The organism is Enterococcus saigonensis (assembly GCF_011397115.1).
GTDB classification, from domain to species: Bacteria; Bacillota; Bacilli; order Lactobacillales; family Enterococcaceae; genus Enterococcus_C; species Enterococcus_C saigonensis.
On record NZ_AP022822.1, the window covers coordinates 245,499 to 267,462 of the forward strand.

Annotated in this window: 20 protein-coding genes and 1 riboswitch; of the genes, 19 read left to right on the forward strand and 1 reads right to left on the reverse strand. The window is 37.2% G+C overall.

Features of this window, described 5'->3' with window-relative positions; translation table 11 throughout:
- Nucleotides 1-11: 11 nt before the first annotated feature.
- The 6 genes from EsVE80_RS01055 (at nt 12) to thiT (ending at nt 6,916) form a co-directional block, all read left to right on the forward strand.
- Nucleotides 12-1,061, forward strand: coding sequence for an SIS domain-containing protein (locus EsVE80_RS01055; protein WP_173102080.1), 1,050 nt, complete (start codon nt 12-14; stop codon nt 1,059-1,061).
- A gap of 23 nt (nt 1,062-1,084) precedes the next feature.
- The gene (locus tag EsVE80_RS01060) at nt 1,085-2,089 is read left to right on the forward strand and encodes an SIS domain-containing protein (protein WP_173102081.1); all 1,005 of its coding nucleotides are present in this window, start codon (nt 1,085-1,087) and stop codon (nt 2,087-2,089) included.
- Nucleotides 2,090-2,419: 330 nt separating this feature from the next.
- Nucleotides 2,420-3,793, forward strand: a complete 1,374-nt coding sequence (gene glmU / locus EsVE80_RS01065) for a bifunctional UDP-N-acetylglucosamine diphosphorylase/glucosamine-1-phosphate N-acetyltransferase GlmU (protein WP_173102082.1) — start codon at nt 2,420-2,422, stop codon at nt 3,791-3,793.
- Between the two features lie 247 nt (nt 3,794-4,040).
- Nucleotides 4,041-5,018, forward strand: a complete 978-nt coding sequence (locus tag EsVE80_RS01070; RefSeq protein ID WP_173102083.1) for a ribose-phosphate diphosphokinase — start codon at nt 4,041-4,043, stop codon at nt 5,016-5,018.
- 114 nt (nt 5,019-5,132) lie between these two features.
- The gene (locus EsVE80_RS01075) at nt 5,133-5,957 is read left to right on the forward strand and encodes a hypothetical protein (RefSeq protein ID WP_173102084.1); all 825 of its coding nucleotides are present in this window, start codon (nt 5,133-5,135) and stop codon (nt 5,955-5,957) included.
- 169 nt (nt 5,958-6,126) lie between these two features.
- A riboswitch (TPP riboswitch) is annotated at nt 6,127-6,226 on the forward strand.
- Nucleotides 6,227-6,313: 87 nt separating this feature from the next.
- Nucleotides 6,314-6,916 (forward strand): energy-coupled thiamine transporter ThiT, encoded by a 603-nt coding sequence (gene thiT / locus EsVE80_RS01080; protein ID WP_232061238.1) that lies wholly within the window; start codon nt 6,314-6,316, stop codon nt 6,914-6,916.
- 47 nt (nt 6,917-6,963) lie between these two features.
- Here the strand turns inward: thiT and EsVE80_RS01085 are convergent, their stop codons facing one another.
- Nucleotides 6,964-7,743, reverse strand: coding sequence for a hypothetical protein (locus tag EsVE80_RS01085; RefSeq protein WP_173102085.1), 780 nt, complete (start codon nt 7,741-7,743; stop codon nt 6,964-6,966).
- Nucleotides 7,744-8,073: 330 nt separating this feature from the next.
- On the opposite strand from EsVE80_RS01085, the gene EsVE80_RS01090 reads away from it, so the two are divergent.
- The 13 genes from EsVE80_RS01090 to pknB all read left to right on the forward strand — a co-directional run bounded on the left by EsVE80_RS01090 (nt 8,074) and on the right by pknB (nt 21,759).
- The gene (locus EsVE80_RS01090) at nt 8,074-8,787 is read left to right on the forward strand and encodes a class A sortase (protein ID WP_173102086.1); all 714 of its coding nucleotides are present in this window, start codon (nt 8,074-8,076) and stop codon (nt 8,785-8,787) included.
- A gap of 192 nt (nt 8,788-8,979) precedes the next feature.
- The gene (locus EsVE80_RS01095; protein ID WP_173102087.1) at nt 8,980-10,650 is read left to right on the forward strand and encodes a patatin-like phospholipase family protein; all 1,671 of its coding nucleotides are present in this window, start codon (nt 8,980-8,982) and stop codon (nt 10,648-10,650) included.
- Nucleotides 10,651-10,802: 152 nt separating this feature from the next.
- Nucleotides 10,803-11,024 carry a YdbC family protein gene (locus EsVE80_RS01100; RefSeq protein WP_173102088.1) on the forward strand — a complete coding sequence of 74 codons (222 nt, stop codon included), beginning with the start codon at nt 10,803-10,805 and terminating at the stop codon, nt 11,022-11,024.
- A gap of 12 nt (nt 11,025-11,036) precedes the next feature.
- Entirely contained in the window at nt 11,037-11,921 is an 885-nt protein-coding gene (locus EsVE80_RS01105; protein ID WP_173102089.1) for a YicC/YloC family endoribonuclease, read from the forward strand.
- Nucleotides 11,922-11,979: 58 nt separating this feature from the next.
- Entirely contained in the window at nt 11,980-12,261 is a 282-nt protein-coding gene (locus tag EsVE80_RS01110; RefSeq protein WP_173102090.1) for a hypothetical protein, read from the forward strand.
- 179 nt (nt 12,262-12,440) lie between these two features.
- On the forward strand, nt 12,441-13,055 hold the full coding sequence (gene gmk, locus EsVE80_RS01115; RefSeq protein ID WP_173102091.1) for a guanylate kinase: 615 nt from the start codon (nt 12,441-12,443) through the stop codon (nt 13,053-13,055).
- A 5-nt stretch (nt 13,056-13,060) separates the two neighbouring features.
- Entirely contained in the window at nt 13,061-13,366 is a 306-nt protein-coding gene (rpoZ, locus tag EsVE80_RS01120) for a DNA-directed RNA polymerase subunit omega (RefSeq protein WP_173102092.1), read from the forward strand.
- Between the two features lie 270 nt (nt 13,367-13,636).
- Nucleotides 13,637-16,003, forward strand: a complete 2,367-nt coding sequence (gene priA / locus EsVE80_RS01125) for a primosomal protein N' (RefSeq protein WP_408639870.1) — start codon at nt 13,637-13,639, stop codon at nt 16,001-16,003.
- Nucleotides 16,004-16,065: 62 nt separating this feature from the next.
- A complete protein-coding gene (gene def, locus EsVE80_RS01130) occupies nt 16,066-16,557 on the forward strand; it encodes a peptide deformylase (RefSeq protein ID WP_173102094.1) in 492 nt (163 codons plus the stop codon).
- The gene (gene fmt, locus EsVE80_RS01135; RefSeq protein WP_173102095.1) at nt 16,550-17,494 is read left to right on the forward strand and encodes a methionyl-tRNA formyltransferase; all 945 of its coding nucleotides are present in this window, start codon (nt 16,550-16,552) and stop codon (nt 17,492-17,494) included. The genes def and fmt overlap by 8 nt, the downstream gene beginning before the upstream one ends.
- Nucleotides 17,487-18,851: a 16S rRNA (cytosine(967)-C(5))-methyltransferase RsmB gene (gene rsmB, locus EsVE80_RS01140; RefSeq protein WP_173102096.1), complete on the forward strand. Its 1,365-nt coding sequence runs from the start codon at nt 17,487-17,489 to the stop codon at nt 18,849-18,851. Before fmt ends, rsmB begins: the two co-directional genes overlap by 8 nt.
- A gap of 9 nt (nt 18,852-18,860) precedes the next feature.
- Nucleotides 18,861-19,604 carry a Stp1/IreP family PP2C-type Ser/Thr phosphatase gene (locus tag EsVE80_RS01145; RefSeq protein ID WP_173102097.1) on the forward strand — a complete coding sequence of 248 codons (744 nt, stop codon included), beginning with the start codon at nt 18,861-18,863 and terminating at the stop codon, nt 19,602-19,604.
- A complete protein-coding gene (pknB, locus tag EsVE80_RS01150) occupies nt 19,597-21,759 on the forward strand; it encodes a Stk1 family PASTA domain-containing Ser/Thr kinase (protein WP_173102098.1) in 2,163 nt (720 codons plus the stop codon). Before EsVE80_RS01145 ends, pknB begins: the two co-directional genes overlap by 8 nt.
- Nucleotides 21,760-21,964 lie beyond the last annotated feature (205 nt).

Sequence of the window (21,964 nt, forward strand, 5' to 3'; positions counted from 1 at the left end):
GAGGCTAATTAATGGAAACAATGTTGGATTATATCAACGAAGAAGAAGCAACGTTAAAAAATATCTTAGCAAAATTCACATTAAAAAAAGATGTTAATTTTAAAAAAATCAATAATCTTTTGATTTTGGCGACAGGATCTTCTTATAATGCCTGCTTAGCCGCCAAAGTCACACTAGAAAAATTTGCTGCCATTTCCGTTACGATTGAAGAACCTTACAATTTCAACCATTATGGCCGTATAAGTGATGGAATCGATGCGGTTTTAGCTGTGTCACAAAGTGGTAAAAGTGCGTCTACTATCGATGCGATTGCAAAGTTAAAAAAAGAAGGATTATTTACATTTGCTTTAACAAGTGACGTTACAAGTCCAATTGCAGAAGCTGTCGATGAAGTTCTTGATCTTGAAATGGGGATTGAAAAAGTTGGCTTTGTTACAAAAGGCTACGTGACCACTGTCTTACAATTATTCCTACTAGGTTTAACAATTGCTGACAACAAGGGAGCTCTTTTACCGGAGCAAATCGATTTTTATCGCAGCGAATTAAAAAAAGTTATCAGTGAAATTCCAAATGTGATTGCAAAAACAAATGATTTCTTTGCAGTCCATGAAGCAAGTTTTAAATTAGGCACGCGTTTTATTGCGATTGGCTATGGACCTAATTGGGGGACAGCAAAAGAATTTGAAACAAAATTTACGGAAACGGTGCGCAAACCTTCGCAAGGATTTGAACTAGAAGCTTATATGCATGGTCCTTACTTAGAAGCTAATAGTGAGCATCTCGTATTCTTTATTGAAACAAAAAGCGTTAATAGGGCTCGTTCACAGGCCTTGAAAACTTACATGGCGCCATATGTTGGCCAAGCATTGACCATCACCACACAGGCTGCTGAAAATGCAACTGAATTAGGCTTAGAAGTAGAATGTGATGAACTTCTTTCGGCGTTATTACTAGTAATTCCTTTCCAAATCTTAGCGTATAAGATTGCAACTGCTAAAGGAATTGATTTGAACCAACGAATTTTTGATGATTTTGATCGCGTATTAAAAAGCAAAGTATAAAAGTAAATGATAGAGGTGGAAAAATGTTAAAATTCAACGAACAAAAACAAATTGACGACATCCAAGGAGCTTTGGAGTTACGTCCAGAAGTAGAAAAGATTGTGGATAATGTGTGGGAAAAAGGTTTTGATAATCTTTATTATTTAGGTATTGGCGGGACGTATGCTTCTGCGATGCAAGCTGTAACATATATTAACGGTAAAAGTAATTTACCAGCTTACGTGCAACATGCAGCAGAATACTATACAACTGGCAACAAACGGTTAACAAAAGATTCAGTGGTTGTTTTGTCTTCTGTGACCGGAACGACGCAAGAAGTAGTAAAAGCTGTTGATGAAATTAAAGAAGTCGGTGCAACACTAATTGGCTTTATCGATACTGAAAATAGTCCATTAGCAAAAAAATGTGATCATGTGATTACGTACCCAGCCCCAGGCACAGAGCAAATTAAATTCTTTATGGTAGCAGATCGTTTGATGAAAAATAATGGTGAATTTGACGATTATGAAGACTACTACAAAGAATTGGAGGCTCATCTTGCAAAAGGGTTAGTGGAAGCCGAAAAACAAGCGGATGCTTTTGGTTTAGCATTTGCAGAAAAACACCGGCATGATGCAATGCATTACTTCATCGGTGCAGGTAATCAATGGGGGGCCGTGTATTCTTATGCAATGTGTTATTGGGAAGAACAAAGCTGGTTGCGTTCAAAATCAATTCACGCTGCCGAATTTTTACATGGTACCTTAGAAATCGTAGATGAAACCACACCAGTAACCCTTTTCCTAGGTGAAGATGAACAGCGCCCCTTAGCAGAACGGGTGAAAAATTTATTACCACGTATTTGTGGCAATTACACATTTATTGATTCAAAAGATTATGCAGTTGAAGGGATCAGTGAAAAATATCGTGGCCGGGTGTTATCTTTCTTGTTAATGCACTGTGTTACGCAACGAATTGATGCCCATGTGGAAAAATTAAATTGTCATCCGTTAGAAATTCGTCGTTACTACCGTCAATTTGACTATTAAAAATATAAAAACCTCCGCGGCAAAATATTGTCGCGGAGGTTTTTTACACAGGTGAATAAAATAGGCTTAAATTACTTTTCCACAGTGGATAACTTTTCATCCGGCCCATAACTTTAGATTTTTTTTAGGACAGTGGGAAAACGAGTAGAGGTTGCGCAGATATTTTTTAAAAAGCAGTGCTAGGACAAGTCAGCTGAATATGGAAGTATAATTAGATATGAAAATTCAGCTTAAAATTGGTCTATCTGGCTTATCCTTGATTTGCTTGAAATGAAACAGTGATTGGGATAAACTAAAACGGAAGTGAAAAACTTGAAATGAGGGGAATACATGACAGAGCGTTACGGAATTATTTTAGCGGCGGGCAAAGGTACACGCATGAAATCAAAATTATATAAAGTTTTACACCCAGTTTGTGGAAAACCAATGGTAGAACACATTATTAACCGTGTGGAAGAAACACAACCAAAGGAAATCATTACAATTGTCGGACACGGCGCTGAAATGGTAAAAGAACAATTAGGCAATCGTAGTGAATATGCCTTACAAGCAGAGCAACTTGGCACTGGTCATGCGGTGATGCAAGCAGCGCAATTTTTAGAAGGCAAAAAAGGGACAACACTGGTAATCAGTGGTGATACGCCACTTTTGACAACAGCGACATTAAATAATTTATTTGAATATCACCAAGGAAAAAACGCAAGTGCAACAATTTTAACTGCACAAGCACCAAATCCAGCAGGTTATGGTAGAATTATCCGCGATCATGTTGGCATTGTGGAAAAGATTGTGGAACAAAAAGATGCCTCACCAGAGGAAGCACGGGTAAAAGAAATTAATACTGGCACCTATTGTTTTGATAACGAATTGCTTTTTGATGCGTTGGGTAAATTAAACACGGATAATGCGCAAGGAGAATATTACTTAACCGATATTATTGAAATTTTAAAATCTGAAGGCAAAATTGTAGCGGCTTACCAAACAGAAGATTTTGATGAATCACTTGGTGTTAATGATCGAGTAGCTTTAGCAGAGGCAAATCGGATTATGCGTAATCGCATTAATCATCAACATATGGTAAATGGGGTTAGTTTCATTAATCCTGCGGCAACCTATATTGATGCTGGCGTGGAAATTGGTGCTGAAACGGTAATTGAACCAGGCGTTTATCTAAAAGGTCAGACTGTTATTGGCAATGAATGTTTAATTACATCTGGTTCTGAAATTGTGGATAGTAAAATTGGTGATCATGTAATTGTGAAGTCTTCTTGCATTGAAGAAAGTGTTGTACACAATCATGTGGATATTGGCCCATTTGCTCATTTACGGCCAAAAGCTGAAATTAAAGAAACTGCCCATATTGGCAACTTTGTTGAAGTGAAAAATGCAGAGGTTGGCGAAGGTACCAAAGTTGGTCATTTAACTTATGTAGGAGACGCAACTTTAGGAAAAGAAATTAATGTCGGTTGTGGCGTTGTTTTTGTGAACTATGACGGTAAAAATAAACATCATACCACAGTTGGCGATAATGCGTTTATTGGTTCGGCTTCTAACTTGGTTGCGCCAATTAATGTTGGTGCAGGCGCATTTATCGCGGCTGGTTCAACGATTAATCAAGACGTACCAAAAGATGCAATGGGAATTGCCCGCGCACGCCAAGTCAATAAAGAAGATTATGCAAAAAAATTACCATATCATAACTAAAAGAAGCTAATTATTTTGGAATAAACAAAAAAGTTCGGATTATATCACCATTTCAAAGTTGGTATAGTTCGGATTTTTTTTGGTGGGCGTTGTTTTAAATTTGTAAATTGGATTTTTATAAGCGACTTTCTCATAAAATTCACTTTGAAAACACTTTCCTACTTGATTTATTAAGCAAAAATGACTACTATTTACTAGGAAGATCAGACAAAAGTAGTTTTAATTGCAGAAGAAAGCGGAGGTTCTCATGTCAAATCATTATTTCGATCCAAGATTGAAGATTTTTGCCTTGAATTCAAATCGTCCTTTGGCGGAAAAAATCGCGGAGGCGGTCGGTGTCGAATTAGGAAAATGCTCAGTAAACCAATTTAGTGATGGCGAAATTCAAGTCAACATTGAAGAAAGTATTCGGGGTGCTCACGTCTATGTAATTCAGTCCACATCAAGTCCTGTCAACGATAACTTGATGGAATTATTAATTATGATTGATGCCTTAAAACGAGCAAGTGCCAAAACAATTAACGTGGTGATGCCTTATTACGGTTATGCACGACAAGATAGAAAGGCACGTTCAAGAGAACCAATTACTGCAAAATTAGTTGCAAACATGATTGAAAAAGCAGGCGCAAACCGCGTCTTAACTTTAGATTTACATGCGGCGCAAATCCAAGGATTCTTTGATATTCCAGTGGATCATTTAATGGGCGCACCGTTGATTGCTAACTATTTCTTAGAAAAGGGAATTTCAGGAGACGATGTCGTTGTGGTTTCGCCAGATCACGGTGGTGTAACACGGGCCCGTAAATTGGCTGAATTTTTAAAAGCGCCAATTGCTATCATTGACAAACGTCGTCCAAAAGCAAACGTTGCTGAAGTCATGAATATTATTGGGCATGTAGAGGGTAAAATTTGTGTCTTGATTGATGATATGATTGATACAGCAGGTACGATTACACTTGCTGCGAATGCTTTAAAAGAAGCTGGTGCAAAAAGTGTTTATGCTTCATGTACGCATCCTGTATTATCTGGTCCAGCAATGCAAAGAATTCAAGACTCAGCGATTGAACGTTGCGTTGTAACAGATTCAATTAATTTGCCTGAAGATCGCCGCATTGAAAAAATTGATGAAATCTCTGTAGGTCCTTTAATGGGAGAGGCCATCAAACGTATTCACGAAAATAAACCTGTTAGTCCGTTGTTTGAAACAAAACAACCAACAAAATAAACAAAAAACTCTTACCATTTTGGTAAGAGTTTTTTGTTAGTGTATTTGTGAGGCAAAAAATAAACGGGAAAAAGAACTTATGCTAAAATTAAATAAAAAGTATAAGGAGCACTTATGAAGAGGTATAGAAAATTGGTTGGTTTTCTGTTAATGACAGCAGGGTTAGTTGGTTGTCAAAAAGTAGACGAAGCAAAAAATACAATTACAAGTATTGCCCAGCAACAAGCGAGCCTGGAACAAGCAAAAACAAATACTGTTGACACAACAGTTACGACTACCGCAATTAGTGAAGATCCCTTGGCCTTTTCTTATGACGAGTTGATCCACAAAGTTTTTAGTGGTACGGCAAAAACAAAGGATAACAAAGACGTACCATTTCAAATGAACTTTAATTTGATGCAGATAAAAGATGCCTTGAACCCTACTGCCCCAACTCTAAATAATGTTTTATTGGCTGATGCCCAGGGAAACAGTATTATCGGAAATGGAAAATTTGAACAGATAAATCCGCAGACTGTAAAATTAAGTGGTCGTAATTGGACAAGTTATGAACGCGCTGCTGTTACTATAAGTCAAATTAAAAAAGGACAGTGGCAAGTGAAATTAAATGAATCTGGACTTGTTTATACAACAGCTACTGTGAGTTATGATGAAGAAAAGACGGCGCAAGCTTTAAAAGATGCTAGTCAGTATGGGCAACGAATGACACCATATGGCTTTGCCAGTACTAAAGTATTCACAGAATCAGTGAAAAGCATCAAAACTGCACAAAAAGCTGTAGAAAAAATTTATAATTTAAAGGAAGATGAATTAACAGGCCAAACGAAAACTGTGAATAACCAAGAAATCTTCATCTTCACAGTAGACAAACAAATCAATGGCAAGTTGATAAAAGAAATTGTAGTGGTTCCTGAAACAGGTGAATATTTTACGAGATAAAGAAAATATTCATTTTAGGCAGTCTTTCAAGTGAACTTTTTAATTGTGATATATCTATCAAATAGTAGCTATTGGTCTAGCTATGTAGATAAAAATAAAAAATAGATCAAAAATTCTACAAATAACATGAAATATGCTATGCTAAGTACATTAAAAAATAAAATAGAACTCGTTCACAAAGGGGAGCCATTTGGCTGAGATTGTAAGTCTACTAAACCCTTCGTACCTGTATCGATCATTCGAGCGTAGGAATTGTGACAAGTCTGAAGTGATACTTCTCCTTTGTCCTGTATAGAAGTTTGTGGCGTATATTTGCTACGTACTTTATGTGACGGTTCTTAAAGGAGGATTTTTTTATGGCAAAAAAAATGGAATTACAAGTCTGGGTGGAAGGAACAGTAATTGCCGCTGCAGCAATGGCGTTATCATTTATCCCAATCCAAACGGCAAATGCGGCGTTTGATTTATCATTAGGGATGGTTCCGCTAGTTTTATATTCCTATCGGCGAGGATTGATTCCTGGGCTAGTAGCAGGGTTTGTTTGGGGATTATTAAGTATTGTGATTGGAACAGCGATGAAAAATTTTGTTTCTGTGCCACAAATTATTTTTGAGTACCCCTTTGCGTTTGCCTTTGGCGGGTTTGGTGGTATTTTTGCTAAAAGAATTCAAACCGCAATGGGGCAACATAGCAATCGAGCGATTTTGTATGTCGTCTTTGGCAGCATTGTGGCAGCTTTCGCCCGTTGGTTTTGGCACTTTTGGGCAGGCGTGTTCGTTTGGGGAGCATACGCACCAGAAGGAATGAATCCTTATATGTATTCTTTTGTTATTAATGGTGCTTCCATGTTAGCAAATGCTGTTTATGTAGCCGTAGTATTGGGGATTTTGGTGAAAGTGGCACCCCAACTATTTATACCAAAGGGCAGTCCTTTTACTTCCATTATGCGATCAAAATAAAAATTTTCAATCAAAAAAGACTGTACCTACTTTAAAGGGACAGTCTTTTAATTTGGCAACAACAATAAGTCGTTATCCTCATGTTTGAGATACCAAGTTCTTTCAGTTTTGCTGTAAATTAAAGTCGCAACCAGCATTTCCGGGTTATCATAACCAAAAGTCACACTTTGGCGTAAGCCGCTTTCTTCGACTAAGTAAATGGGAATATGAAACTCTTTATTGACAACTTCACTACTAGTTAGACAGAAAATAACACCTTCTTGAAAAAGTCCTTTCATTTCTTTTAAAAGGTTCAAATCAAGTTTTTCCACAGGTGTCGCCTTTCTAAAAAAACTGCGACGGTCATTTAATTTGCCTAACGCAGCTCGGGTAATTTTGTCTGCTAAAATACGATAAAATTCATCTAAGTAACGATAGTACACGCGAGTGAGTCCATCTTGTAAATCAAAAAAAACAAAATTATTTTGTAACTTATAGAAAAAAGGCGAGTGAAGATGGGTTTTCATATGACCAAAATACAGTAGCTCAGAAATTTCCAGTGGTGTTAACTCTTTTAGCATGGCAGCATCGCTGAAATCAATCCACTTTAAATCTTCAGTAATTCGACTTTTGCGCACTTCATCAAAAAAACGGTCAACACTTTCGTTACCTCGAATAATCTTCATACCGGTATGTACTTCAAATTCACCATAATTTGAGGAAGGATCTAACAAAAGCAAATTACTAGGGTAGTGCACGATGCCATGAACAAAATCTGCCGGTGTGATTCCACGGGCCAAAATGGCGTTACTTGTTGTATCAATATGTACATAGACCATTTCCGGCATTTTGCCCACTCCTCCTTTATATCACTTTAAGTTATTTTACAATAAACAGCGAGAAAATGCTTGTATCTTTTCTTTTAAGATTATGTTACAAGGAGAACGTCTTTTTGCAATTATTTCAAACCAATTGTAACAATTTTACTCTGAATTAAAAAGGATTTTCTATTTTTTTATGGCAGGTTTATTGGAAAGTGTAGCAAAGTATAAAACAGATTTTAAATATGTTAAAATAATAGTAACAGATAAAATGTAACAAAAAAATAATTGGGGAAGCCCATCGAAGTAATGCAGTAAGTTTAGTGATAAAATTTATGAAATTAAGGAGAAAATAACATGAAAAAAAAGTCGCGTGTGAAAAACTGGCTGATTAATTTATTGTTATTATTATTACTTTTAGTAGGAGTTGGCTTGACGTTTAACAATCAAATCAAAAATTTTCTAATTGAAAAGAATGGTGAAAAATATGCTGTCTCGGAAGTAACAGCAGCTGAAATTGAAAAAAATCAAAAAAAGTCAGCTTCTTTTGACTTTGACGCAGTCGTGCCGTCTAGTAGCCAGGCGGTATTTAAAGCGCAATTCACCAATCGCGATTTGCCGACAATTGGTGGTATTGCTGTGCCTAAAGTGGGCATTAATCTGCCTATTTTTAAAGGACTTGCAAACGAAGCATTATTATGGGGAGCTGGGACTTTAGAGCCAAATCAGAAAATGGGAGAAGGCAACTATGCCTTGGCGTCTCATCGAGCGTATGAACCGGAATTATTATTTACCCCCTTAGAAAAGGTGAAAAAAGGGGATACCATTTATTTGACGGATTTAAAAAATATCTATACGTATGAAACGAAAATTATTGTGCGAGTACAACCAACTGAAGTGCAATATTTAGATGTTATCAAAGGGAAAAAACTTGTCACGCTGATCACCTGTGGCGAAATCGAAGGGATCACACGAACCATTGTCCAAGGAGAATTAAAAGATGTCACGCCAGTTAAAGAGGCAACTAAAGAAATGCGGGATGCCTTTGCTTTGAAATCAAAAACATATTAAAAAACATAGGAATAAAAACAGAGGATACTTTTTACCGACTTTACTTAGGAGTCAGTAAAAAGGCAGACTCTGTTTTTATTTATTCCCAGACAAAAATTTTTAAAAGAGGCAGTCTGTTCGACTTTTGTTATACTAATAATAATCAATTATGGGCATTTAACAGCAAAACCACAGCAAACAGAGGTGAGAGAGATGCAGACGACGAAACTATATCCTTCTGATTTTACCGACTATAAACTTGTCTTTAAACGCAGTTGTCAAGGACTGCCTTTTTTTGCAAGTAATAGCGCTGCCAAAGAAGATATGAGACAAAAAATTAAAGAGCAAAAGGGATGGCAGATAACAAAACACAATTTGACGATTTTTTTAGCGGGCAAAGTAGCAGCAGATAACTTCTTTGATTTGGATAATTTTTTATGGGACAGCGAGGAAACGAGTAGTCGTCAGCAATTGTTGCAGTTGTTGGATAATTTTTGCCGGGAGAAATTTTTTAGCGGGTTACGATTTGAAGTTGCGACAAAAGAATTGACCACAGAAAATCTCAATTGGCTTTTAGATAATGGTTTTCAAGTAAATCAAAGTCTATTTAGCCGGAAATGTCAGTATCAAAGTGCACTAGTTTTAGTTGGAGGCGGAGCAAGAGGTGCTTATCAAATTGGGGTCTGGCAGGCTTTGCAGGAGTTAGACATCCCTTTTTCAATTGTAACTGGAACTTCTGTTGGGGCTTTAAACGGGGGGTTAATTTTGCTAGCGGATTTAAAGGCAGCCAGTCAACTTTGGGAAAGTTTGAGTACCGATCAAGTATTACAATTTCCCGCTGCAGCAGCCGATAATCATGCACTAAACTTATTACTGCGACAAATTCGGTCTCTTACATATACAGCCCTGCGGGAAAATGGAGCGAGTACAGAACCTTTAAATCATTTAATACAACGCACTTTTGATGAGGAAAAGATGTTGCAAAGTCAAAAAGATTTATATATTTGTACAACTCGACTGCCAGATTTTAGTGAAAAAGTGTATCATTTTCAAAAAGAACAATTGACCACTGCGCTTCATTGGTTAAGCGCTTCAGCTTCTTTTTATCCTGCTATGAAAGCTACCGAAATTGCGGGAGATTACTATATTGATGGTGGCTATCGTAACAATGTGCCAGTTGATGTTGCGGTAGAACAGGGTGCAACAGAATGTATTATAGTGGATGTAAAAGGTCCAGGTTTTACCAAGAAATATCGACCACCCCAAAATGTTGCGACGATTTCCTTAAGCTCACCTTGGACTTTGGGTAGTTTTTTAGTGTTTGATCCCCAACGCTCCAAACGTAATCTGCGGCTAGGGTATTTGGAGACGCTGAAATATTTTCAGCGGTATACCGGTTTTTGGTATACTTTTGCTAAAGAAGAGTTTAATAAGTTGTGGTGGGAGTTTTGTCGACGATTACGTAAAAAGCAAGATCCTTTATGGCAAATTATTAAGGCACCTTATTTTTGGCGTAAGCTAGAAACTGTCTATGGAAAAAAAGTAGCTTTTGAAACAGCAGGATTATCTTTAGCAGAACTTAGTGGGGTTTGGCTGAATATTTTGCCTGATGAAATTTATCAAGAAAAGACGTTTATTGCACAAGTTAAACGTGTAAGTACAAATCAAATAGGAGAGTTTGACGCAGCCTTATCTGTAAGTGAATGGCTACATCTATACCGCGAACGTTTGGTTGCTTGGTCAGACTCCCGTTTATTTTTATCCTTTTTGCAATTGCAAGGCTTCCCTTTTAATTTGCCTCAGATTTTATTGGAAAATTTGGCAGTTAGTATTGTAACTGCTGAATTTTGTAAATATTTGTTTAAAGGCGATCAAGAAGAGTAAAGTAATGTCATCAAAGGCTATCTGATCTATGTATTTAACAAACTATGCTAAGGTCTTAAGGTACAATTCGCTCACTTGTAATTTTACAGGCTGAGAAAATATTCTAAGAAAGAATATACTATTTGAAATATATCCTAATGGAGGGAAAAAGTATGGCACAAGCATTCTCATATGAAATTTTAGAAGAAATTGCAGTCTTATCTGAAAACGACAAAGGCTGGCGTAAGGAATTAAATATTGTGAGCTGGAATGGTCGACCGCCAAAATTTGACTTGCGGGACTGGGGCCCAGAGCATGAGAAAATGGGAAAAGGCATTACTTTAAGTAATGAAGAATTTGCGGCTTTACAACAAGCATTAAAATTGATGGACTAGGAGCTAAAAAATATGCAAAGCATGACAGGTTTTGGTAAAGCAAGTGTAGAAAATTTGGGTTATCAAGTAGAAGTTGAAATAAAAAGTGTGAATCATCGCTTTTTTGATTTGCAAATTCGTAATCCAAAACAAATCAATGAATTGGAAAATAAGATTCGTCAAACAGTGAAAAGAGCAGTCCAAAGAGGGCGAGTGGAAGTTTTCATCACCATTAACGAACTAGGAGATACTAATAAAGAGGTGATAATTCATTGGCCGTTAGTCGATAAATTGGTAAATGAATTAAAAAAAGAAGCAGCCGCTCGCTATGGCGAAACGGAATTATCAACTGCACGAATTCTGGAACAAGTAGTCGCTTTGCCAGACTATGTGGAGGTAAAGCAAGCGCAAACTACTGGAGGGCAACTTGAATCTTTAGTTGTAGATGCTGTAAGCCAAGCTGTTACGGCATTAATTAAAAGCCGCAAACAAGAAGGGACAGCTATTTTGTTTGTTTTACAAGAAAATGCGCAAGCACTCTTCACACAATTAGAAGCGTTGTCCCAGTTTAATACTATTTTTGAGAAAACATTTCGTCAACGCTTTGAACAAAAGTTGCAAGAATTTCTGGGGAGTCAAGTTGATCAAGAGCGATTATTAACCGAAATGGCATTATTAATTGAGCGAGGCGACATTCATGAAGAATTGGATCGACTAGCCATTCATTTGCAAAAATTTGCTGCTATTTTACAAAAGAAAACAGCAGTAGGTAGAGAATTAGATTTTCTGATTCAAGAAATGAATCGAGAAATCAATACAATTGGTTCTAAAAGCGGTGCAATTGAAATTAAAGAATTTGTTGTTCAAATGAAGACAATTGTGGAAAAAATTCGTGAACAAGTTCAAAATGTGGAATAAGAGGTCAAGTAAATAAGCGGATTAAAGAATTAAGGTAGTGAGAAAGGATGAAGATAAAATGAAATATTATGATATTACTTTCCATGAAGTTTCCGGACGTGCGGTTATCAAACGGGCAGTTCCTTCTGAGCAAGCTCCTTTTGCTGCATGGCAAGATGCTTGTGTTAAAATTACGCCAGAACAGTTATTTTTGATGGTAAATGAAACGAATGTGATTTTGGAACGTAAATTTATTACCAGAACAGACGTAGCAGAAGTAGCTGATCCAATAGATACCAATCAAAAACGTAAAGATGAGTTTACAACTATTGTGAATACGTTGTCGAATATGGGTTTTTAAGGCAATAAGTCAGAGATATATGTGAATCTTGTTAAGCGATAATAGATATCTTAAACAAAAAAGCTGCACTTTTTATCCAAAGGTAGCAATTTTGAACGTTTGCGTCTATAATAGAATCACTGTTAAAATTTGCGTAAAGTAAAAGTTGACCAGCAAACAAGAAGTGAAAGGACGTCAGTATGTCAGAGCGAGGCTTATTAATTGTATTATCAGGGCCTTCTGGCGTTGGCAAGGGAACTGTGCGAAAAGCAATATTTGAAAGTGATGATAATGACTTTCAGTATTCTATTTCCATGACCACCCGCCCAATGCGAGAAGGAGAAGTTGAAGGGGTCGATTATTATTTTCGTACCCGTGAAGAATTTGAAGAATTAATCGAAGCTGGGCAAATGTTAGAATATGCTGAATATGTCGGCAATTATTATGGTACGCCTCTTTCTTATGTGGAAAAAACTTTAGATAAAGGCAAAGATGTATTTCTTGAAATTGAAGTCCAAGGGGCCCGTCAAGTAAAAGAAAAAGTGCCAGATGGCGTTTTTATTTTCCTGACACCACCAGATTTACATGAATTGAAATCCCGTATTGTTGGTCGTGGTACAGATGCCGCTGAAGTGATTGAAGAGCGGATGAAAGTTGCCAGAGAAGAAATTGAAATGATGGCATTGTATGACTATGCTGTTGTAAATGATGAAGTGCCACTTGCAGTAGATAGAATTAAAGATATTATTGCCAGTGAACACTTCAGAGTCGATCGCGTGATCGGCAAATATATTAAAATGTTAAAGGAGATGTAGTCAAAATGATGCTACGCCCATCTATCGACTCATTATTAGATCGAGTAAATTCAAAATATTCATTAGTTATTTTATCTGCAAAACGTGCGCATGAATTAGATGCAGGGGCTAAACCAACATTAGATCAATTCGATTCAGTAAAAAATGTTGGTCGTGCACTAGAGGAAATTGATGCTGAAACATTAGTTAACGATCCGCATCCTGAAATCAAACGTGCGCGTTTGAAAATGGAACAAGAAGAAAATCAAGCGGCACAAAAACGTGAACAACAAGAATTAGAAGCCCGGATTCGGGAAGAACAAAATTTATAGACTCAAAGAGTACTATTTTTGACCAATAAAAAGAAAAATGTGGCATGTTGTATCTTTACAACGTGCCACATTTTTTGCCAGTTGCTACTTAACTGAAGTGTAATCGGCAATGATTGAAAGCTAGTTCACTTGAAAGATCTTTTTATCCAGTGTAATTTCTAAATTTTCATTTGATTGACAGACAAACTTTCTTATTTTTAGTAGAATATAGCGGAGAAGGAGGGGAGTGACGTGTATCCTCTAGCAGAAGTTATCGTAGATGTGCCTACGATGCAGACAGATCAACCCTTTACGTATTTAATTCCGACTGAGTTACAACCTGTGGTCCAAAAAGGAATGCGTGTTGAAGTTCCTTTTGGTAAAGGAAATCGTCATATTCAAGGCTTTGTAGTGGGTTTAAGTGAAACTGCCACTTTAGACGAACGCTTAAAACCTATTATTCGCGTTTTAGATATAGCGCCGGTTTTGAATGCTGAATTATTGGCATTAGCTGATTATATGAAAGAAACAACTTATGCTTTTAAAATCACATGCTTGCAGACGATGTTACCAAGTGTGATGAAGGCAGAATATAAAAAGACTATTATTTTAGTAGATACTACTAGTGAAGCTGCGCAATATTTTCCCGTCAGCGGTGAAATAGATTATGACCAAGCGCAAAAAGATGGACTATTACCCAAATTAATGAAGTTTCGCCAAGAAAATATCGTTGATATTCGCTATGAAGTTCATAATAAAAATCGCGTGAAAACGCTGCGAATGGTGAATTCTTTAATTGATGAAAAAAAAGCTGCTGAAATTTTACAAACACTTCGTAAAGGGTCGTTACGAAAAGCACAACTTGTAGAAATATTAGGCAGTCAAACCGAAGCTTTACCGGTAAAATATTTTACTAACTTAGGTGTTTCAACAGCGCATTTAAATCAAGGCGTAAAAGATGGCTGGTTAGAAATTTTGGAAGTGGAGACTTATCGTGATCCTTTTGCCAATCACGAATTTGAAACAACAACGAATCTTGCTTTGAATACACAACAGGCAAAAGCAGTAAATAAAATTTTGACGGCTTATAAAAAAGAACAAGCAGAAACTTTTTTATTAGAAGGTATTACAGGTAGCGGTAAAACAGAAGTGTATCTACAAGCCATTCAACACGTTTTAAAAGACGGAAAAACCGCAATTATGTTAGTACCAGAAATTGCTTTAACACCACAAATGGTTGAGCGATTTAAAAGCCGATTAAAAGATGCGGTGGCGGTTTTGCATAGTGGTTTATCCCAAGGCGAGCGCTATGATGAATGGCGCAAAATTGAAAGAGGAAAAGCGCAAGTTGTGGTAGGGGCTCGTTCTGCAATTTTTGCACCATTGGAAAATATTGGTCTAATTATTGTTGATGAAGAGCATGAAGCAACGTATAAACAAGAAGAAGCGCCACGTTATCATGCGCGTGATTTAGCAATTTGGCGCAGTCGTTATCATCATTGTCCAGTTGTTTTAGGAAGTGCGACGCCTTCTTTAGAGTCCCGTGCACGGGCACAAAAAAAGGTATATACTTTATTACCTTTGCAAAAACGCGCTAATCCGGCTGCTCTTTTGCCAACAATTGAAGTTGTTGATTTAAAAGATGAATATAGTAAAGGGAATATGTCGTCTTTTTCATTGGTTTTGCAAGAAAAAATGCGAGATCGATTAAATAAAGGGGAACAAATTGTTTTATTGTTAAATCGTAGAGGTTATTCTTCTTTTATGATGTGTCGTGATTGTGGTTATGTTTTAGATTGCCCCAATTGTGATATTTCATTGACATTACACATGGATACCAAAACAATGCGGTGCCATTATTGTGGTCATGAAGAAGCAATTCCCCATAAATGTCCAGAGTGCGGTAGTAAAAAAATTAGTTATTACGGGACAGGAACGCAGAAAATAGAAGCAGAACTTCAAGAATTATTACCAGAAGCGCGGATTTTACGGATGGACGTTGATACGACTCGTAAAAAAGGAGCTCACGAAAGAATATTAAATGCTTTTGGTGCGAAAAAAGCAGATATTTTACTGGGAACCCAAATGATTGCCAAGGGATTAGATTTTCCAGATATTACGCTAGTGGGCGTTTTAAACGCGGATACCGCATTAAACTTACCAGATTTTCGTTCAAGTGAACGAACGTTTCAACTATTAACGCAAGTTAGTGGTCGAGCGGGTCGTGCAAAAAAAGCCGGCGAAGTTGTAATCCAAACCTTTAATCCGGAACACTATGCTATCTCATTGGCTAAACTACAAGACTATGAACGCTTTTACCAACAAGAGATGATAATGCGACATCAAGCAGGATATCCACCTTATTACTTCACAGTAAAATTAACGGTGAGCCATGAAACAGAAGTTCAAGCAGCACAAAAAAGTTTTCAGCTAGCACGGCAATTACAAGAAGTTTTGAGTCCACAATCTTTACTTTTGGGCCCTACACCAAGTGCTATTATGCGGATTAAAAACCGTTATTATTACCAAATTATTATCAAATATAAGCAGGAACCAGCTTTAAAGTCGCTATTGGAACAAATTTTAGATGAGAGTCAAATTGATCAGCGAAGAGGACTCTATGTATCGATTGATAATGAACCTTTGAATTTTATTTAGTTGCTATTGTTTGTAGTAATTTTAACGTAAAAAAAATGACTACTAAAAAGTTAGGAGTATATATGCCTTATCCCATTTTATTAGATCCAGACCGCCGCTTGCGGCAAGAAAGTCATGAAGTAACTGAAATTACCGATGAACTGATACTGATGTTAGACAAAATGTATGAAACAATGGTGTTGCACGATGGTATTGGGATTGCGGCGCCACAAATTGGTAAAAATCTGCAAGTTGCAATTGTCGAACTAGATGAAGAAGAACGTTTTGAAATGTTTAATCCCAAAATTATTGAAAAAAAAGGTAGCACCATAGATGTAGAGGGCTGTCTAAGTATTCCTCATGTTTATGGTACCGTTAAACGAGCGGACTTAATTACCCTACGTTTTTATGATCGTGAAGGTGATGAATTGGAAGTAGAAGCAGACGGTTATCTTTCTCGCGCAATTCAACATGAGATTGATCATCTCCATGGCATCTTATTTACTGATAAAGTTATTGAATATATTAAAGAAGAAGATTTGGAAACATATATGGAGGAGCATGAAGATGACTAAAATTGTTTTTATGGGCACACCGACTTTTTCTGTGCCAATTTTAGAAGGTTTGCTAGAATCCGGTTATGAAGTTTTGGCAGTGGTGACACAGCCAGATCGTCCAGTAGGGCGTAAGCATACCATTACGCCGCCACCAGTAAAAGTTGCAGCTTTAAAACATGATTTACTTGTTTTACAACCCGAAAAAATTAGTGGTTCACTTGAAATGGCAAAAATTGCGGAATTAGCACCAGATTTAATCATAACAGCTGCTTTTGGTCAGTTTTTGCCGGAAAAATTATTACAAATTCCTCGGCTGGGCGCGATAAATGTTCATGCGTCTTTGTTGCCCAAATATCGTGGCGGCGCACCCGTTCATTATGCCATTATGAATGGCGATGATAAGACTGGCGTAACGATTATGGAAATGATCAAAAAAATGGATGCAGGTGCAATTTATAAACAAGCAGAAATTCCGATTACAAAAAATGATGATGTGGGAACAATGTTTGAAAAATTGAGTTTATTAGGAAAAGAATTATTGTTAGATACGTTGCCAGACTTAATTACTGGTAACGTCACAAAAATTCCGCAAAAAGAAGATGAAGTAACTTTTTCACCTAATATTACGCGGGAGCAAGAAATGATTGATTGGCAAAAAACGGCTGAGGCCATCGACAATCACGTTCGTGGGTTGCGACCTTGGCCGATTGCATTTACCACCTATGAAGGCGTACGTTGGAAAATTTGGAATGTAACACCATTAAATGAAACGACAAAAGAGATACCCGGTACAATTATTAAAAAAGATAAAAGTCAATTGTGGGTGGCTTGTGGGGCTAATTCAGTTTTAGCCCTAAATGAATTGCAACCAGCAGGAAAAGGCAAACAAACTATCACAGCCTTTTTAAATGGTGTTGGTCAAAAAGTAATGCAAGGAGATAAATTAGGTGAGTAATAAAATTCCCAAATCTATGAAAAAATCTGTACGTTTTGTCGCACTTCATGCGTTAGAACGCGTGGAAAAAGGCGGGGCATATTCAAATCTGTTAATCAATGATGCCATTTCAAAAGGGCAACTTTCAGACAAAGATGCGCGCCTTTTAACTGGACTTGTGTATGGTACAATCGCTAGACAATTGTTGCTCGATTATTATCTGTCACCTTTTTTAAAAGATGCAAAAAAAGTTGATACTTGGGTAAAATTGTTATTGCGTCTTTCTTTGTTTCAATTGCTTTATTTTGATAAAGTGCCAGCACATGCCATTTTAAATGAAGCAACGGAAATTGCCAAAGTACGAGGAAATATCGGTATTGGGAAATTTGTTAATGGCGTTTTGCGCAATGTACAACGTAAAGGTGTTCCTAAGATTGAGGCTATCAAAGATCCACTAGAAAGACTCGCAACAGAAATTAGTATGCCATTGTGGTTAACAGAAAAATTTGTGCACCAAATTGGTGAGGAAAACACTCGTAAATTAGGATTATCATTATTTGAAGTTAGTCATGTTTCTGCTCGAGTAGACTTACGCAGTATCACACGAGCAGAAGCAATTGCAACATTAGCAGAAGATGAGATAAAAGCAGCAGAAAGTATTGTCTCTCCTTATGGCATTGTTGCCAAAAAGGGTTTCTTAGCTGGAAGTCAACTTTTCCAATATGGAGCATTAACGGTACAAGACGAAAGTTCAATGCTCGTTGCACCGGCCTTACAAATCAAAGAAGATATGAAAGTTTTAGATGCCTGTGCTGCACCAGGGGGCAAGACAACACATATTGCAACATTTCTTGATGCGGCTGTTGGCGGAAAAGTTACCGCTTTAGATATTCACAGTCAAAAAGTAAAATTGATTAAAGAAAATGCTGCCCGACTCCGAGTAGAAGACGTAGTTACGACACAGCAATTAGACGCTAGAGAAGTTCATGAAGAATTTGAAGCAGGATTCTTTGATCGAATTTTAGTGGACGCCCCTTGTTCAGGTTTGGGTTTGATGCGTCGTAAACCAGATATAAAATATCAAAAAAAAGCGAGTGATTTTGAACGTTTACCGATTATTCAGCAAGAAATTTTGAATAGTGTCGCACAGACATTAAAACCGGGAGGCTTACTCGTCTACAGTACGTGTACAATTTTGAAAGAAGAAAATCAAGAAGTCGTTATGCGCTTTTTACAAGAACATCCTGAATTTAAGTTAGTACCAGTAGTTGCAAATGAATTAATCACAAGTAAACTAGAAGATGAGATGTTAACGTTGTATCCACAAGACTTTATGACAGATGGATTTTTCATTAGTTGTCTAAAAAAGGAAAAATGAGGTGATAAGATGCAGATTCGTTTTCAAACGGACGTGGGGAAAAAGCGTAATAGTAACCAAGATTATGTCGCTATTTTTAAAAACCAAGTTGGTGTTACTTTAGCAGTTTTAGCTGATGGTATGGGAGGACACCAAGCTGGGGATGTAGCGAGTAAAGTGGCGGTGGAAGGTATTGGCAAAAAATGGCAGGACACCAATCTTACTTCACCGGAAAAAGCTTGTTCATGGTTTGTAACGGCCATTCAAGCTGCTAATGAAGTTGTCTATAACTTAGGCCAAGAAAAACCAGAACTACAAGGAATGGGAACGACAATTGTCTGTGTCGCAGTCTTTGAAGAAGAATTCGCTTTAGCTCATGTTGGAGATAGCCGCATGTACTTAGTTCGTGACCACGAAATTACCCAATTGACAGAAGATCATTCTTTAGTAAATGAGTTGGTTTTATCTGGTGAAATTACAAAAGAGATGGCAGCCACTCATCCACGCCGTAACGTATTGACGCGATCGGTGGGGATGCCTGGATCAGTAGAGGTAGACATTGCGAGTCACTTTTATAAAGCGGGAGATTATTTATTACTCACTTCAGATGGCTTAACGAATATGTTAGCTGATGATGTAATTAAGTGGATTATAGATGAGCCGATTACATTAGACGAAAAAGTTGAAAAATTAATTTCCGGAGCTAATGATGCGGGTGGCGCAGATAATATTACCGTCTTACTAATTGAAATCGGAGGAAGTGCTCATGATTGAGATTGGTAAAAAATTGAGTGGCCGCTATTTAATTATTGGGAACATTGGTAGTGGCGGGATGGCAAATGTCTTCTTAGCACAAGATCTAATTTTGGATCGGGAAGTAGCGATTAAGATTTTGCGTTTTGATTTCCAAAATGATCAAGATGCAATCCGTCGTTTTCAAAGAGAAGCTTTGGCGTCAACAGAGCTTGTTCATCCCAATATCGTAACAGTTTACGATGTCGGAGAAGAAGATGGTATGCAGTACTTAGTAATGGAATATGTTAAGGGAATGGACTTGAAGCAATACATTAAAAAAAATTACCCAATCCCTTATTTGACAGTTGTAGAAATTATGCAACAAATTTTAAGTGCTATTGCCTTGGCCCATCAGCATCGTATTATTCATCGTGATTTAAAACCACAGAATATTTTGATTAATGAAGATTGTGTTGTGAAAATAGCCGATTTTGGGATTGCAATTGCGCTAACCGAAACGTCAATTACACAAACAAATACGATGTTAGGCTCTGTTCACTATCTATCCCCAGAACAGGCCCGTGGGAGTATGGCGACCAATCAATCGGATATTTATGCGATTGGGATTATCTTATATGAAATGTTAACAGGACGAGTTCCTTTTGATGGCGAGTCAGCAGTGACGATTGCCTTAAAACATTTCCAAGAAGAGATGCCTTCAATTCGAACTTTTGATCATAATTTACCTCAGTCCTTGGAAAATGTCGTTTTACATGCAACGGCTAAAAATCCAGCTGATCGGTATAAGACAGCTGATGAGATGCGGGAAGATTTAGCAACTGTCTTAAATCCAGAACGCTTAAATGAACCACAATGGCAACCTCATGTAATGGATGATGCAACGAAAGCACTAACGCCCATTCCAGAAGAATTAATCACAGAAAAGCCAATGCAACCAGAGTCTGAACCAAAAAAAGAAGCGGAAAATAACAAACCAAAGAAAAAGCGTAAATGGTGGCTGATTCCGATATTGTTATTTCTTTTATTATGTGGCGGTTTAGCTTATGCTTTCTTTTCAGGTGGTAAAGGGGAAGTCACTGTCCCAGATGTTAGCGAAATGACCGTTGCAGCTGCTAAAGAAAAACTGCAACAAGTTGGATTGAAACCTGGTAAAGTAGAAAAAATTCCTAGTGAAACAATTGAAGCGGATCGTGTTGTTAAAACGGATCCAGCCATTGGTAATGTTGTAAAAGAAAAAACCGAAATCACAATTTACGAGAGTATTGGACAAGAAAAAATTGAAATGAAAGATGTGACAGGCGAAACTTATGATGATGCTTTACAAGCTTTAAAAAATCTTGGCTTTCAAGAAAGTAACATCAGTCGTAAAGAGGAGTATAGTGATAATGTAGCTGAAGGCAAAATTATTTCTCAAGATCCGGATGAAGGGGAAAAAGTATCGCCTGAAATGCAAAAAGTCATTTTAACTGTCAGTCGCGGGGTAAAACCAGTGGCGATGATTGATTATAGTGGTTACACGTATAATGAAGCGCTAAATGATTTGATGGAAAAAGGAATTAAAGAATCACAAATTAAAAAAGAAGAAAATTACAGTGATACAATACCTGCAAATCAAATTATTACGCAAACACCAAAAGACGGTCAAGAAGCTATCCCAGATAAAACGCAGATTACCTTAACGGTCAGCCTGGGCACAAATAAAATTACTCTACCTGATTTAGCTGGTAATTCCGATATCCAAGCACAAAATACGCTAAAAGATTATGGTTTGGATTATGAAGAAGACGAGGAATTTTCAGATAGTGTTGAAAAAGGGAAAGTCATTCGGACAGAGCCTGGAGCCGGTCAGACTGTAAAAATTGGCAATAAGGTAAAAATCATTGTCTCAAAAGGACCTGACGAAAGTGCCGAACCGCAGACTTTTAAAGTAAACCTATCCGCAAGCTATAAAGGGAATGGTTCTGAAAATCAACAAGTTAAAATCTTTTTAACTGATGAAAAAGGGACTAAAAAACAGGTGGCTGATTTTACACTAGCTCCTAATGAAACCCACAAAGAAGCCATTGATGTAACGGTAAAAAAAGGTGAAAGTGCTACTTTTTACTTCCAAAGAGACAACGGAAATGAAAATAGTCAAGCTGTGGATAAAGCAGGGGATATTGAGGTTCCATAAAAAGAAATTGAACAGCAAAAAACTAGGGCAACAGCTAATCTGCTTTGTCCTAGTTTTTTTGCTGGAATAAAGAACTAACATGTTAAAAATGGATAAGTAGAAATCCATCTAAAATTGCCGGTAAATAGTGTTTTTCAGTTTAGCTTCCAATTTTGGCAAAGGTGTTTGTTTAATTTCTTCAAAAAACTTCTACTGAAATGGACGT